Genomic DNA, 14,937 nt, shown 5'->3' with positions numbered 1-14,937 from the left:
CAACAGGATTTTCCATGGCTCAGAAATTCGCGCCCCGCACCCTTGGCGTCGTTGGCGCCGCCGTGTGCGCGCTGGCGCTTTCCGCCTGTCAGGATCAGGCTTCGTCGGGTGGCGGCGCGCGCGATTATATTAGCGCCGTCGGATCGTCGACGGTCTATCCCTTTGCCACTGCGGTCGGTGAAAAATTCGCCGAAGCGACGGGCAACAAGACGCCGAAGATCGACAGCACCGGCACCGGTGGCGGTTTCGAGCGTTTCTGTTCGGGCGTCGGCGGCGACACCCCCGACATCGCCAACGCATCGCGCCGGATCAAGAAAAAGGAATTCGACACCTGCGTTGCCAATGGCGTCAAGGATATCGTCGAAGTCCAGATCGGCATCGACGGCATCGCGCTGGGCGAAGCAACGCGCGGCCCTGGCTTCAAACTGACCGAAGAAGATGTGTACAAGGCGCTGGCCGCGAACCCCTATGGCAAGCCCAACACCGCCAAGACGTGGAAAGACGTAAACCCGGCGCTGCCCGCCGTCGCCATTTCGGTGTTCGGCCCGCCGTCGACCAGCGGTACCTATGACGCGTTCAAGGAGCTGATCCTGGGCCGCGGCTGCGATGCGAACCCCGAAATGAAGGCGCTGAAGGACAGCGACAAGGACAAGCATGAGGCGACCTGCACCGCGCTGCGCGGTGCGCCCTTCTATGTCGAGCAGGGCGAGAATGATAACCTCATCATCTCGAAGCTCGACAAGAACCCGACCAGCCTGGGCATCTTTGGCTTTTCGTATCTCGATGCGAACAAGGACAAGATCAAGGCGGTGCCGGTGCAGGGCGTCGCGCCCAGCTATGCCGCGATCGCCGACGGCAGCTATCCGGGTTCGCGCCCGCTGTTCATCTATATCAAGAAAGCGCATGTCGGCGTCGTCCCCGGGCTGGCCGAGTTTGTCGCCGAGTTCCTGAAGGGCGCGAGCGACGGCGGCTATCTGAACGCCAAGGGGCTGATCGTTTCGCCAAAGGCGATTGCGGATGTGGCCGCGGCGAACGGCACGGGCATGACGGTGCTGAACGGTGCCGAGCTGAAGTAAGTTTCCCCCCGCTGGTGACCGGGGCGGGTTTCGGCCCGTGCCGGTCACCGGTTTTTTCTTGGTCGTCATTGCGAGGAGCGTAGCGACGCGGCAATCCAGAGTTTGCGTAAACCGCCCTGGATTGCTTCGCTTCGCTCGCAATGACGAAGGTTATAGCCGGATGAGGACCAAGTGACCTTCAACGCCGCCGCCCTGTTATTGCTCATCGCGGGCCTTGCGCTGATCGGCTGGATTGCCGGGCGGCAGCGGTCGAACCTGCTGGCGGGGCGCGCGGGGACCAAGCTGCATTCGCGGCCGCAATATCATGGCTGGTATGTCGCTCTGTGGCTGTTCGCGCCCGCGGCGCTGTTTCTGGCGGTGTGGTCGTCGGTGTCCCCGGGGCTGATCACCAATCAGGTGCTGGCGAGCGAGGCAGCGCAATCGCTGCCGTCGTTCGGGTTCGAGCGCGGGGCGATCTTGTCCGATGCGCGCAGCGTGGCGCTGGGGCAGCAGGAGGCGGTGCGGCTGCCCGCCGCGGCGCCGTTGGTCCAGCCCTATGCCGATGCGGCGCACAAATATGCGTGGATCGGGATTGCGGCGATGCTGGCGCTGGCGCTGGCGGGCGGGCTCTATGCCTTTACCCGCATCAAACCCGATTTCCGGGCGCGGACGCGGGTCGAGCGGATCGTCATGGCGGTGCTGCTGGTGGCGTCGCTCGTCGCGATTTTGACGACCTTCGGCATCGTCTTGTCGCTGCTGTTCGAATCGATCCGCTTCTTTCAGCTGGTCTCGCCCGCCGAGCTGCTGTTCGGGACCAACTGGGCGCCGACCAGCGGGGCGCCGGTCGATGATACGTTCGGCGGCATCCCCTTGTTCTGGGGCACGGTGCTGATCGGCGCGATTATCGCGATGATCGTCGCCATTCCCATCGGGATGATGACCGCGGTGTATCTGACCCAATATGCCGCGCCGGTCGTGCGCCGCTGGGTCAAGCCGATCCTGGAGATTTTGGCCGGGGTGCCGACCGTCGTATATGGCTATTTCGCGGCGCTGACCGTTGCGCCCGCGCTGCGCGAATTTGCGGTGATGTTGGGCATCCCCAACGCGTCGACCGAAAGCGCGCTGGCGGCGGGCATCGTGATGGGGGTGATGATCATTCCGTTCGTGTCGTCGATGGCCGACGACAGCATCAACGCGGTGCCGCAGGCGATGCGCGACGGATCGCTGGCGCTGGGCGCGACGCCGAACGAAACGATCCGCCAGGTGCTGATCCCCGCCGCATTGCCCGGCGTGATGGGCGGCATCCTGCTCGCGGTCAGCCGCGCGATCGGCGAGACGATGATCGTGGTGATGGCCGCGGGCCTGTCGGCGAACCTGACCGCCAATCCCTTTGCCAGCGTCACGACGGTGACCGCGCAGATCGTCAAGCTGCTGACCGGCGACCAGGAATTCGACAGCGCCAAGACGCTGGCCGCCTTTGCGCTGGGGCTGGTGCTGTTCATCGTCACCCTGCTGCTCAACATCGCCGCGCTGCGGATCGTCAAAAAGTATCGCGAAGCCTATGAATAGGAATACCGCCCCGACCGACTGGAAAAGCGCGGCGATGCAGAAACGCATCGCGGGCCGCTATGCCGCCGAACGCCGGTTCAAGTTCATCGGGCTGGGCGCGGTGCTGCTGTCAGGCGCGTTCCTCGCGTTCCTGCTGTTCGTGATGGTCGGCAACGGGGCGCGCGGCTTTACCTATACCAATGTCGCGGTGCCGATCGATTTCAAGGCGATGCCGCTGACCGTCGACAAAGCGCGGCTGGGCGATGCGGACGCCGATCAGGTGATCGCCAACGCCGGGCTGGCCGACATCGTCGCCTTTGCCGCTGACGAGGCGCTGGGAGATGGCGGGTCGGAGCTGATTTCGGAGAACGCCTGGAAAGAGGTTCGCAGCGCGATCAAGGCTGATCCGGCGCTGCTCGACCGCGAAACGGTGTTCGAATTGCCCGCCGACAGCGCGGTCGACATCATGGCGAAGGAAGGCGCGCGCGGCGCGCTGGGCGCCAAGGTCGATGCGTTGGAGAAGGACGGCAAGCTGTCGACCGGCATCCACTGGCCTTTCTTCAAGAACGCCGACGCGACCGATCCCGCGGTGGCGGGGATCTGGGGCGCATTGAAGGGATCGGTGCTGACGATCTTTATCGCCTTCCTGATCGCCTTCCCCACCGGCGTGCTTGCGGCGCTGTATCTGGAAGAATATGCGGCAAAGAACCGCTGGACCGACCTGATCGAGGTGTCGATCAACAACCTGGCCGCGGTGCCGTCGATCATCTTTGGCCTGCTCGCGCTCGCGGTGTTCATCAACTGGTTCGGCATCTGCCAGGCGAGCCCGCTGGTCGGCGGGCTGACGCTGGCGCTGATGACGATGCCGGTGATCGTCATTGCCAGCCGCAACGCGATCAAATCGGTGCCGCCGTCGATCCGCGATGCGGCGCTGGGCGTGGGTGCCAGCCCGGTGCAGGTGGTGTTCCACCACGTCCTACCGCTCGCTCTCCCCGGCATCCTGACCGGCACGATCATCGGCATGGCGCGCGCGCTGGGCGAAACCGCGCCGCTGCTCCTGATCGGGATGCGCGCCTTTATCGGCGACGTGCCGGGCGGTGTCTGTTCGCCGTCGACGGTGCTACCGATGCAGATCTTCCTCTGGTCGGACGAAGTCGACCGGGGCTTTGTCGAGAAAACCTCCGCCGCGATCATCGTGCTGCTTATCGTGCTGCTGTCGATGAACGCCTTTGCGATCTATCTTCGCAACAAATTCGAAAAACGCTGGTGAGTCTGACGATTATGGCAACGACCCAAGACGATCTAACCATCGCCGATCCCAAGATGAAGGCCGCCGGCGTCGACGTATTCTACGGCGACAAACAGGCGATCAACAATGTGTCGATCGACGTCGGCACCGACCTGGTCACCGCCTTCATCGGCCCGTCGGGCTGCGGCAAGTCGACCTTCCTGCGTTCGCTCAACCGGATGAACGACACCGTCGCCAGCGCGAAGGTCACCGGCCGCATCGAGCTGGATGGCGAGGATATCTATGCGCCGTCGATGGACGTGGTGCAGCTGCGCGCGCGCGTCGGGATGGTGTTCCAGAAACCGAACCCCTTCCCCAAGTCGATCTATGACAATGTCGGTTACGGCCCGCGCATCCATGGGCTGGCGCCGAGCAAGGCCGACCTGGATGTCATCGTCGAACGCGCGCTGGTTCGCGCCGGGCTGTGGGACGAGGTCAAGGACCGGTTGCTCGAAAGCGGCACCGCGCTGTCGGGTGGCCAGCAACAGCGGCTGTGCATCGCGCGCGCGATCGCCGTCGATCCCGAGGTCATTTTGATGGACGAGCCCTGTTCGGCGCTCGACCCGATCGCGACCGCCAAGATCGAGGAACTGATCCACGAACTGCGCGGCAAATATGCGATCGTGATCGTCACGCACAATATGCAGCAGGCGGCCCGCGTGTCGCAGCGCACCGCATTCTTCCACCTCGGGACGCTGGTCGAATATGGCAAGACCACCGACATCTTCACCAACCCGAAGCAGGAACGCACCAAGGATTATATCACCGGCCGTTACGGTTGATCCGTAGCGCAACAGGACGACAGTGATGGCATTAACGAACGATCATACGGTCAAAGCCTTCGACGAAGACCTCAACCGCCTGCGCGGGTTGATCAGCGAGATGGGCGGGCGCGCCGAACAGGCGCTGCTCCAGGCGATGACCGCGCTCCACAAGGGCGACCTCGACCTGGCGGCGCAGGTCGTGCGCGACGACAAGAAGATCGACGCGCTGGAAAGCGAAGTCGAGCAGCTAGCGGTGCAGACGATTGCGCTGCGCGCGCCGATGGCCGATGATCTGCGCGAAATGATCGCGGCGCTGAAGATCGTGTCGGTCGTCGAACGCATCGGCGATTATGCCAAGAACATCGCCAAGCGCGTCGCGCTGATGGACCAGACGCGGTCGATCGAGGCGATCCCGCTGCTGATGTCGATGTCGTCGATCGTCGCCGAACTGATCCACGACGCGCTCGACAGCTTTGCGGCGCGCGACGCCGAACTCGCGGTGCGGGTGACGGTGCGCGACAAGAATGTCGACGATTTCTACAACAGCATCTTTCGCACCCTCGTGACCTTCATGATGGAAAATCCGAAATATATTTCGGAAAGCGCCCACCTGCTGTTCGTCGCCAAGAATCTGGAACGGATGGGCGACCATGCGACCAATATCGCCGAGATGGTCTATTATGTCGTGACCGGCGAACATATGGAGGAACGCGAGCGCGGCGAGCAGCCCGAAGATGGCGCCGCGGAGCAGGAGCAAGGCTGATGCCGCAGCCCGACCTGCTGCTGATCGAGGATGACGAGGCGATCGCCGAACTCATCGTCTGGCATTTCGCACGCGAGGGTTTTTCGGTCCGGCAAACGCCCGACGGCGAACAGGCGCTGGTGCTGGTCGAGGAGCGTGTCCCCGACATCGTCCTGCTCGACTGGATGATCGAAAGCCTGCCCGGCATCGAAGTGTGCCGCCGCCTGCGCCGCAATCCGAAATCGGCGAACGTGCCGATCATCATGCTGACCGCGCGCGGCGAGGAAGAGGACCGCATCCGCGGGCTGGAAACCGGCGCCGACGATTATGTCACCAAGCCGTTCAGCCCGCGCGAACTGGTTGCGCGTGTGTCGGCGGTGCTCCGCCGCCTGCGCCCCGCGCTGGCCGGCGAGCTGCTGACCTATGCCGACATCGAGCTGGATTCGGTGGCGCACAAGGTGACCCGCAATAGCCAGACAGTGAATATGGGGCCGACCGAATTCCGCCTGCTACGCCATTTCATGGAACATCCGGGCCGGGTATTCTCGCGCGGCCAGTTGCTCGACAGCGTGTGGGGCCAGGACAGCGACATCGAATTGCGGACCGTCGATGTTCATATCCGGCGGCTCAGGAAAGCGATCAACCTGCCGGGGACGAGCGACATCATCCGGACGGTACGGTCGGCGGGTTATGCGCTGGATTCGGGGAAGGCTGGCTAAGGACTGGACGCGCCCGATTGCGGATGGTCCGCATTTCTTGAATTCGTCATCCCCGCGAAAGCGGGGATCCAGAGCGTGCGTCCGCGGGCCTGTCCCTGGGTTCCCGCTTTCGCGGGAATGACGAGGGTGGGGTATGGCAGCTCCCCACCCCAAAGCAGCGTTGCAGATCAAAAATCGATCTGTGTCCTGAGCCCGAACGTATCTGCCGTATAATCGCGATCCCCCGTCGCGGTCGCGACGCGCGCATCGTCGATCCACAGTTTGCCGTAGTTGGCGGTAATGCGGATATAGTCGATCGGCGCCCACACCAGCCCGATCAGCGCCGCCTGTTGCCGCCCGCCGACGATCGGCCCGTCATTGAGGTCGAGATGGTCGTAGCGCGCGTTGATCTCGATCGCGCCGATGCCGCCCGCGGTGATCGGCTTTGACGGCTTGAGCCGGTCGAACGCGCCATCCTTATATCCGCGCGCGTCGCCGCCGGTCAGCACCATGCCGACCTCGGCATAGCCGCCAAAGAAGGTCGGGTCGGCGGCTCCGCTGCGTTTCAGTGTCTGCCAATAGGCTTCGCCCGCGACGTGGAACGGACCGGCGATCACCGCGCCTTCCAGCCCGACGCCGCGTTCGCTCTGCACATCGAGCAAGCCGGTGTCGACCAGCCGCACGTCTGTGGTGTGGACGAACGGCCGCGCCCGGTAGCGCGCAGTCGCGGCGGGATCGTTTGGGTCGCGCCAATGGCCCGACGCGCCAAGGTGGAGCTGCGTTTCGCCGAGCTTGGGCATGAACACGATGCGGCCGTCGACGCTGAGGCTCTGGTTGCTGTCGCTGAGCAGGTCGCGGGCGTTGTCGCCGAATACCCCGCCCTGCACCAGCAGCGCCTTGCCCTTATACTGCGCCGACAGCCCGACGCGGCGTTCGAAGCCGAACGCCTGGACGAACGCGGCGCGTTCCATGAAGCTGGTGAACAGGTCGCTGGTCATGTCGTCGAGCCCCCAAAAGGGTTTGACCTGCCCCGCGGTCACCGTCAGCGGACCGGTGCCATAGCTCATGTAAACGTCGGTCAGTTCGACCTCGCTGTTCGCGATGTCGGCCTCGACGCGGTAGGAAATGCCGCCGGGAATCTTGCCATCTACGCCCAAATAGACGCGGCGGAACTCGGTCGCGAGGCCGCCGCGGATGCCGGTCACCCCGGCGGGCGCATCGACCGACGCCATATCGAGCTGAACGCGGCCACGCGGTTTGAAGCTCCAGCCATCGGCGGTCTTGATTTCGGGGGCGCCTTTCCAGCTGATCTCGGTCGCGGGTTTGGCGGTCACCGAGGGCGGCACGGTCGTCGGCGCAGGCGCAGGCGTCGGCTGCGCGGTCGCGGCATCGAGCCGGGTTTCCAGCGTCTGCACCTGCGCCTTCAACGCCGCCAGTTCGGCTCGCAGCTGCGCCGCTTCGGCAGCCGTCATCGCCTGCGCGTGCGCGGTCGTGGGCAGGCAGAACATGGACGTCGCCAGCAGGGCGGCGGTCAGGGCGTGGCGCATGAGGGATTTGCTCCGTTGGGAAAGGTGACAAACTGGTGGCGCTGCTATGACGCTTACGTGACAGATGCACGTCATTTGGATGACATTTATGTTTCAGTCGTCATTTTTTGTCCCCCTTGCCTGCGAAGCGTGAGCGGCTAAGGACGTGTCAGTTTTTTCGGGCAACCCTTTTGGGGGCAGCCCCATGCGGGAGACCATCATGACGATCAAATTTGACGGGCGTGTTGCCATTGTCACCGGCGCCGGCGGGGGCCTGGGCCGTGCCTATGCGCTCGAACTGGCGCGGCGCGGGGCGAAGGTGGTGGTCAACGATCTGGGCGGATCGCGCGACGGCACCGGCCATTCGGACGCCGCCTTGCAGGTGGTCGAGGAAATCAAGGCCGCGGGCGGCACCGCGATGTCGAACGGCGGCAGCGTCACCGAATATGACCAGATGGTCGAAATGGTCGCCAAGGCGAAGGAAGCCTGGGGCGGCGTCCATGTCCTGATCAACAACGCGGGCATCCTCAAGGACAAGAGTTTTGCCAAGATGGAGCCCGAGGATTTCGACCTGGTGCTGAAGGTGCATGTGTCGGGCAGCGCCAATGTCACCAAGGCGTGCTGGGATCTGATGCGCGAACAGGCCTATGGCCGCATCCTGATGACGGCATCATCGACCGGCCTATACGGCAATTTCGGGCAGGCCAATTATGGCGCGGCAAAGCTGGGCCTCGCCGGGCTGACCAAGACGCTGCATCTGGAAGGCGCAAAATATAACATCCGCTGCAACACGATCGCGCCGGTCGCGGGCACGCGGATGACCGAGGATATTTTTCCCGCCGAATTGTTCGAGAAATTCACCCCCGAAAATGTCGTGCCTGCTGCGCTCTATCTGGTCAGCGAAGACGCACCGACCAACATGATCATCGGTGCAGGCGCGGGCGCGTATCACGCCGCCTATGTCACGATGACCCCCGGCGTCGCCCTGCCCGAAGGCGAGCGCACCCCTGAGGGCGTCGCCGCAGCGTGGGAGCAGATTGTCGATCGCAGCGGAGAGATCGTGCCGCAGTCGGGCAGCGAACAGTCGATGAATGTCATGAAGGCGTTGATGGCGCTGGGGTGATCGCCCCTATTTCTATCGTCACCCCGGACTTGATACGGGGCCTGCCTTCTCTTTGAGAGAAGAAAGGCGGGTGCCGGGTCAAGCCCGGCATGACGAAGTGTGGTGCAACAACCTGGTTCGCGCATGCAGGCGCCACACTGTATTGACACAGCAACACGCCCATGGCATAGCGGCGGCGGGGCAAGGGGATCGGTCTAACAAGGACGACCCCGATGTATAGTGAAAGCGACCTGCAAGCTGCGGTCGATGCGAAGGTTTTGACACCGGAGGCCGCCACGGCATTCCGGTCGCACATCGCGTCGGTCCGCTCCACCCCCGGTGCGGATGAGGAATCCTTCCGCCTGATCACCGGTTTCAATGATATTTTCGTCAGTATCGCGGCGGTCATCCTGCTCGTCGCGGTCGCGTGGATCGGCCAGTCGATCCACACCGCGCTCGGCGGCGCGTTCGTCGCCTTGTCGGCGTGGTTCCTGGCCGAATATTTCACCCGCCAACGCCGGATGGCGCTGCCCAGCATCGTGCTGGTCCTCGCCTTTTCGGGCGGTGTCTTTGCGACGATGGTCGGCTTTCTGTTCGAACATGGCGAAGCAATATTCGGCAATCATCTTGGCGACACCGTCGGTGCGATCCTGTTCGGTTCGATGGCGCTGATCACCGCGGCGGCGACCTGGGCGCACTGGAAGCGTTTCATGGTCCCCATCACCGTCGCCGCGGGCACCGCGGCGCTGGCCGCAACCGCTGTGGCACTGGTGCTGTCGATCACCGGGATGCCGGAGCGCCCCGACGCGCTGGTGATGTCGCTGGTGCTGACCGCAGGCATCGGCGTGTTTGCGCTGGCGATGTGGTGGGACCGCAGCGACCGGGTGCGTCAGACGCGGCGCAGCGACGTCGCCTTCTGGCTCCACCTGCTCGCCGCACCGATGATCGCGCATCCGATCTTCCACCTGCTCGGCGTCACCGAAGGCAATGATATCGGCAGCGGCGCGGCAGTAATGGTCGTCGCCATCTATGTGCTGTTCGGGCTGATCGCGCTGGCGATCGACCGCCGCGCCTTGCTGGTGTCCGCGCTCGCCTATGTGCTGTTCGCACTAACCCAGTTGTTCCGCGAATTTGGCGCGGTCGAACTCAATGTCGCGCTGACTGCGTTCGTGATCGGTTCGGCGCTGCTGCTGCTGTCGGCCTTCTGGCAGAATGCGCGCGCGGTGGTGGTCGGGTTGCTGCCCGACAATCTGGCGAACCAGTTGCCGGCGACGACGCGGACCGTCAGTCCGATACCAGCTTCATAAGTTTGCGTTCGACGGGGGCGAGTATGTTCGACAGCTCGTCCCCGCGCTTCAAGATCGCCCCGGCTTCGGAGACCAAGGCCCACATGCCTTGACGGCTTCGCAAGGCGGGGCGTTTTTCGATGCGATATTCGGGGCGCTCTGCGGCGCGGCGAAACGCCGAGAAAATGGCGGCGTCGCGGTGGAAATCCATGGCATAGTCGCGCCAATGCCCCGCCGCGACCATCCGGCCGTAGAGGTCGAGGATACGCATCAATTCGGGGCGTTCGAAACCGGTCTGCTGCGGTATCGCCTTGGTCGCGAACGGCAGAGGCGTCACCGTTCCCATCAGGCGCTTTTCCGGCTCCCCTTGCGCCGCGGCGCTTCATCCTCGCCATCGGCGTCGCGTTCGGCGATCAGCGCCGCTAGCTGTTTCTGCATCTGCTCCAACTGGCATTGCAACAACTCGACCTTTTGCGTCGCCGGGTCGAACGTTTCGTTGCAGGTGCCATAGGGCACGAATTCGCGCGCATATTCGGCGGCATCGACCAAGGTCGAGCGCGCGGGGATGCCGACCATCACCGCGCCCTCTGGCACATCCTTGGTGACCACCGCATTGGCGCCGATGCGCGCGCGCGGGTTGACGGTGATCGGGCCCAGGATCTGCGCGCCCGATCCGACGATGACGTCGTCGGCCAGCGTCGGGTGGCGCTTGCCCGCGATGCCATTGGCGGGATCGGTGCCGCCCAGCGTCACGCACTGATAGATGGTGACATTGTCGCCGATCTCGGCGGTCTCGCCGATGACGGTAAAGCCATGATCAATGAACAGGTGGCGACCGATCTTGGCGCCGGGATGAATGTCGATCGCGGTCATCCAGCGCGATAGGTGATTGACGAAGCGCGCAAGGAAGAACAGCCGCGCCTCGAACAGCCAGTGCGCGATGCGGTGCATGCCTACCGCGACCAGGCCCGGGTAGAGTAGAATTTCCCAGCGCGACCGCGGCGCGGGATCGCGCGCCTTGATCGAATCGAGATAGGCGATCAGCCCGTTGAACATAAACTGTCCCCTGCGACCCTATTTTGTACCGGCCAAGATAGATGTTCGACGGGCGCATTTCCACCCCCGCGACATTTTTTGTCGTCAGCGGCCGATCAGCCCGATCCGCAGCAGCAGCAATCCCTCGCGCCGCCAGCGCCGTTCGCCGTCACTTTCAGCGATCGTCGCGGCCCAGCGATCGAGCATCAGCAGCGCGCGGCTTGCTGCAAAAATGCTGCGCGGCGGCGGCGCACAATCGCGCGCGGCGGCGAGCAACTCGCGCGCTTCCTCCGCCCCTCCCTGAACGCTGGCGCCCCACAGCAGCCCCCACCGCCGACCGCCGTCGGCATCGCCGCCCGAAAGCGCAAAAAGACGTGCGCCGAAATCTGCGGCGGCGGTGCGGCGGTCGGCGGCATCCTCGGCCAGCAGCATCGCCTCCGCCGCATCGACAATTGTATCGAGCCCCCCCTGCCCGGCCCATGTCGCAGTCAGTTCGGCGAGCAAGGGTTCGCCTTTGGGCAAGCCCTCTGGATCGCGCGCCAGCATCGCGGCCATGTCGCGCCACCAGGCGAGCTTGATCTGGCCGATCAAGGGTTCGCGCGCGTCGATCAGGAGCCGGGTGAGCCGCTCGGCGAACGCCCACAGCGTCGCGATTGCGGTGCGCCGTTCGCGGGGGACGGCGACCATTACCCGCGGATCGCGGATGTCGGGGTAAAGGCTAGCTTCGAGGTTGACGCTCATGCGCCGCGCGGTATCACTACGCCATCGTCATTGCGAGCGAAGCGAAGCAATCCAGAGCGGTTTACGCCACTCTGGATTGCTTCGTCGCTTCGCTCCTCGCAATGACGAGGGCGATTAGCCGCGATTGCGAACCGCCTTCACCGCCGCCACAACGCGCGGCACATCGATCAGCGCGGCCTTCTCCAGATTCGCAGCATAGGGCAGCGGCACATCTTCGTTGCACACGCGCATCACGGGCGCGTCGAGATCGTCGAAGCCCTGCTCCATCGCGACCATCGCGAGTTCGCTGGCGATCGAGCAAGTCGGCCAGCCTTCCTCGACGATGACGAGGTGGTTCGTCTTCTTGAGGCTGGCGAGTACCGTCGCGGTGTCGAGCGGGCGCAGCGTGCGCAGATCGATGACCTCGGCGTCGATCCCCTCGCCCGCCAGGCTGTCGGCGGCTTCGAGCGCGAGCCCGACGCCGATCGAATAGCTGACGACGGTCACGTCGCTGCCCGCGCGCATAATCCGCGCCTTGCCGATCGGCAGGACATGGTCGTCGAGGTCGGGAACGTCGAAACTGCGGCCATAGAGCAGCTCGTTTTCGAGGAAGACGACGGGGTCTTCGCTGCGGATCGCGGCCTTCATCAACCCCTTGGCATCGGCGGCGTCATAGGGCGAAATCACGATCAGGCCGGGGACGCTGGCGTACCAGGGCGCGAAATTCTGGCTGTGCTGCGCGCCGACGCGTGACGCCGCGCCGTTGGGGCCGCGGAACACGATCGGACAGCGCATCTGGCCGCCCGACATATAGTTGGTCTTGGCCGCCGAGTTGATGATATGGTCGATCGCCTGCATCGCAAAGTTGAAGGTCATGAATTCGATGACCGGCTTCAGCCCGCCCATCGCGGCGCCCGCGCCCAGCCCGGCAAAGCCATATTCGGTGATCGGGGTGTCGATGACGCGGCGCGCACCGAATTCGTCGAGCAAGCCCTGCGTGACTTTGTACGCGCCCTGATATTCGGCGACTTCCTCGCCCATCACGAACACGCGGTCGTCGGCGCGCATTTCTTCCGCCATCGCGTCGCGCAGCGCTTCGCGGACGGTCAGGCGGACCATGGCGGTGCCGGCGGGGATCGCGGGGTCGGAGGCGCGTTCGGTGGCGGCGGGTTTCGCTACCTTTTCTTCCGTTTGCCCTGAGCTTGTCGAAGGGCTGCTCTTTTCTTCGGGCGGCGACGAAGACAAGGACGGTGCTTCGACAGGCTCAGCACGAACGGATGGGGGGGCGGGGCTGGCAGCCGCCTCTTCCCCCTCACCCGTAATCGTCGCGATCACGGTGCCGACTTTCACATTGTCGGTGCCCTCGGCCACCAGAATCTGGCCGATCGTGCCTTCGTCGATCGCTTCAAATTCCATCGTCGCCTTGTCGGTCTCGATCTCGGCGAGGATGTCGCCCGACTTCACCGTATCGCCTTCCTTGACGAGCCACTTGGCGAGTGTGCCCTCTTCCATCGTCGGCGACAGCGCCGGCATCTTCAATTCGATGGCCATCTCAATATTGCTCCACCAGCACGTCGGTATACAGGTCGTGAAGTTCGGGTTCGGGGGCGCTTTCGGCAAAGTCCGCCGATTCCGCCACGATCGCGCGGATTTCCTTGTCGATATCCTTGATCTTGTCCTCGCCGATCCCGGCGTCGAGCATCACCTTTTTCAGATGTTCGAGCGCGTCGGACTTGTCACGCACCGCCTGCACTTCCTCGCGGCTGCGATATTTGGCGGGGTCGGACATCGAATGGCCGCGGTAACGATAGGTTTTGAGCTCCATCAGCACCGGCCCCTTGCCTGCGCGCACCCATTCGAGCGCCGCCTCGGCGGCGCCGCGCACCGCGAGCACGTCCATGCCGTCAACCTGCATACCGGGGATGCGGAAACTTTCGCCGCGGCGATACAGCTGGTCCTCGGCCGACGAGCGATTGACCGAGGTGCCCATCGCATATTGGTTATTTTCGATCACGAAGATGATCGGCAGCTTCCACAGCTCTGCCATGTTGAAGCTCTCGTACACCTGGCCCTGGTTCGACGCGCCGTCGCCAAAATAGGACATCGCGACACCGCCGTCGTCGCGGTACTTATGCGCGAAGGCGAGCCCGGTGCCGAGCGACACCTGCGCCCCGACGATGCCGTGACCGCCATAGAATTTATGCTCGACGCTGAACATATGCATCGAACCGCCCTTGCCGCGCGAAATGCCGGCGGCGCGGCCGGTCAGTTCGGCCATGATGACCTTGGGATCGATGCCGTAAGCGAGCATATGGCCATGGTCGCGATAACCGGTGATGACGCTGTCCTTGTCGCCGTCGAGCGCCGACTGGAGGCCCACCGCGACGGCTTCCTGGCCGATATACAGATGGCAAAAACCGCCGATCAGGCCGAGGCCGTACAGCTGCCCCGCCTTTTCCTCGAAACGGCGGATCAGCAGCATCTCGCGATAGAATTTCTCCAGCTCGGCCGGGGTCGCGTCATAGGGGGCGGGATCGCGCGGCCCTTCGCGATTGGTCGCGGGCGACGGAGTGGAAGCGGTCTTTTTCGGCGCCGCAGGTGTGCGCGCGGGTGCTTTGGCCAAGGGAGGTTTCCTTTGCATTTAGCCTTTACGGCAAGGCTCCCTATAGGGGCCGCACGCCGGGTTTGGCAACGCCCGCATGGCGGCACGGACGGAGCGATTACGAATGCAGCATTATCCCGTCATTGCGAGCGCAGCGAAGCAATCCAGAGTGGCGTAAACCGCTCTGGATTGCTTCGCTGCGCTCGCAATGACGGGAGGCGGCTTACTTCGCCGCAGGCTCCATCGGAATGATCACCTCGTCGGGGTGATAGGCGCCCAGCTTTTCGCGGACATATTCTTCGGCCAGATCGGGATCGACGCGCCGCCGGTCGAGCAGGTTGACGCGATTTTGCAGCTCGCTTTCCTTCTTGGCCAGTTCGCTCAGGATCACGCGCTTCTTTTCGACCGACTGGCCATAGTCCCCCCAGGCATAAAGCCCGGTCGGTCCCAAAATGATGTAACCGATCATCGCCAGCACCGCGATCACCGCGACCGCGGGGCCGACGGCCCGGTTCATCGATTTGCGGAGTTTATGGCGCTGCGTCATTGCTACTCTTGAATCAGAGTTGAT

Annotated in this window: 15 protein-coding genes; 8 read left to right on the top strand and 7 right to left on the bottom strand. The window is 64.0% G+C overall.

The genetic code is table 11. From position 1 onward, the window contains the following. Window positions 1-14 precede the first annotated feature (14 nt). From J2X44_RS09010 to phoB, 6 genes are all read left to right on the top strand, one after another. Window positions 15-1,076, top strand: coding sequence for a substrate-binding domain-containing protein (locus tag J2X44_RS09010; protein WP_310089169.1), 1,062 nt, complete (start codon window positions 15-17; stop codon window positions 1,074-1,076). Window positions 1,077-1,247: 171 nt separating this feature from the next. Further along, the gene (gene pstC / locus J2X44_RS09005; RefSeq protein WP_310089168.1) at window positions 1,248-2,624 is read left to right on the top strand and encodes a phosphate ABC transporter permease subunit PstC; all 1,377 of its coding nucleotides are present in this window, start codon (window positions 1,248-1,250) and stop codon (window positions 2,622-2,624) included. Then, the gene (pstA, locus tag J2X44_RS09000) at window positions 2,617-3,873 is read left to right on the top strand and encodes a phosphate ABC transporter permease PstA (RefSeq protein ID WP_310089167.1); all 1,257 of its coding nucleotides are present in this window, start codon (window positions 2,617-2,619) and stop codon (window positions 3,871-3,873) included. Before pstC ends, pstA begins: the two co-directional genes overlap by 8 nt. 11 nt (window positions 3,874-3,884) lie before the next feature. Then, the gene (gene pstB / locus J2X44_RS08995) at window positions 3,885-4,673 is read left to right on the top strand and encodes a phosphate ABC transporter ATP-binding protein PstB (protein ID WP_310089379.1); all 789 of its coding nucleotides are present in this window, start codon (window positions 3,885-3,887) and stop codon (window positions 4,671-4,673) included. Between the two features lie 25 nt (window positions 4,674-4,698). Continuing rightward, complete coding sequence (gene phoU, locus J2X44_RS08990; protein WP_310089166.1) at window positions 4,699-5,418, top strand: phosphate signaling complex protein PhoU; 720 nt, start codon at window positions 4,699-4,701, stop codon at window positions 5,416-5,418. Continuing rightward, window positions 5,418-6,116, top strand: coding sequence for a phosphate regulon transcriptional regulator PhoB (gene phoB / locus J2X44_RS08985; RefSeq protein WP_310089165.1), 699 nt, complete (start codon window positions 5,418-5,420; stop codon window positions 6,114-6,116). Before phoU ends, phoB begins: the two co-directional genes overlap by 1 nt. A 167-nt stretch (window positions 6,117-6,283) precedes the next feature. Here the strand turns inward: phoB and J2X44_RS08980 are convergent, their stop codons facing one another. Continuing rightward, entirely contained in the window at window positions 6,284-7,642 is a 1,359-nt protein-coding gene (locus tag J2X44_RS08980) for a porin (RefSeq protein ID WP_310089164.1), read from the bottom strand. A gap of 199 nt (window positions 7,643-7,841) precedes the next feature. Here J2X44_RS08980 and J2X44_RS08975 point away from each other — a divergent pair, with 199 nt between their 5' ends. Continuing rightward, a complete protein-coding gene (locus J2X44_RS08975; protein WP_310089163.1) occupies window positions 7,842-8,744 on the top strand; it encodes an SDR family oxidoreductase in 903 nt (300 codons plus the stop codon). A 212-nt stretch (window positions 8,745-8,956) separates the two neighbouring features. Continuing rightward, complete coding sequence (locus J2X44_RS08970; protein ID WP_310089162.1) at window positions 8,957-10,030, top strand: hypothetical protein; 1,074 nt, start codon at window positions 8,957-8,959, stop codon at window positions 10,028-10,030. Here J2X44_RS08970 and J2X44_RS08965 read toward each other — a convergent pair. The 6 genes from J2X44_RS08965 to J2X44_RS08940 form a co-directional block, all read right to left on the bottom strand. Continuing rightward, window positions 10,008-10,355: a DUF2794 domain-containing protein gene (locus J2X44_RS08965; RefSeq protein WP_310089161.1), complete on the bottom strand. Its 348-nt coding sequence runs from the start codon at window positions 10,353-10,355 to the stop codon at window positions 10,008-10,010. The genes J2X44_RS08970 and J2X44_RS08965 overlap by 23 nt on opposite strands. Then, window positions 10,355-11,065: a serine O-acetyltransferase EpsC gene (epsC, locus tag J2X44_RS08960; RefSeq protein WP_310089160.1), complete on the bottom strand. Its 711-nt coding sequence runs from the start codon at window positions 11,063-11,065 to the stop codon at window positions 10,355-10,357. Before epsC ends, J2X44_RS08965 begins: the two co-directional genes overlap by 1 nt. Window positions 11,066-11,149: 84 nt before the next feature. Further along, entirely contained in the window at window positions 11,150-11,785 is a 636-nt protein-coding gene (locus J2X44_RS08955; protein ID WP_310089159.1) for a hypothetical protein, read from the bottom strand. A gap of 114 nt (window positions 11,786-11,899) precedes the next feature. Further along, window positions 11,900-13,315, bottom strand: coding sequence for a pyruvate dehydrogenase complex E1 component subunit beta (locus J2X44_RS08950; protein WP_310089158.1), 1,416 nt, complete (start codon window positions 13,313-13,315; stop codon window positions 11,900-11,902). 1 nt (window position 13,316) lies between these two features. Further along, entirely contained in the window at window positions 13,317-14,387 is a 1,071-nt protein-coding gene (gene pdhA / locus J2X44_RS08945; protein WP_310089157.1) for a pyruvate dehydrogenase (acetyl-transferring) E1 component subunit alpha, read from the bottom strand. 202 nt (window positions 14,388-14,589) lie between these two features. Then, complete coding sequence (locus J2X44_RS08940) at window positions 14,590-14,913, bottom strand: septum formation initiator family protein (RefSeq protein WP_310089156.1); 324 nt, start codon at window positions 14,911-14,913, stop codon at window positions 14,590-14,592. Window positions 14,914-14,937: the final 24 nt, after the last annotated feature.

This window comes from Sphingopyxis sp. BE259 (assembly GCF_031457495.1).
In the GTDB taxonomy this organism is placed as follows: Bacteria; Pseudomonadota; Alphaproteobacteria; order Sphingomonadales; family Sphingomonadaceae; genus Sphingopyxis.
Note: the sequence above shows the minus strand (reverse complement) of the source record. Positions and strands in the feature narration are given on the sequence as shown.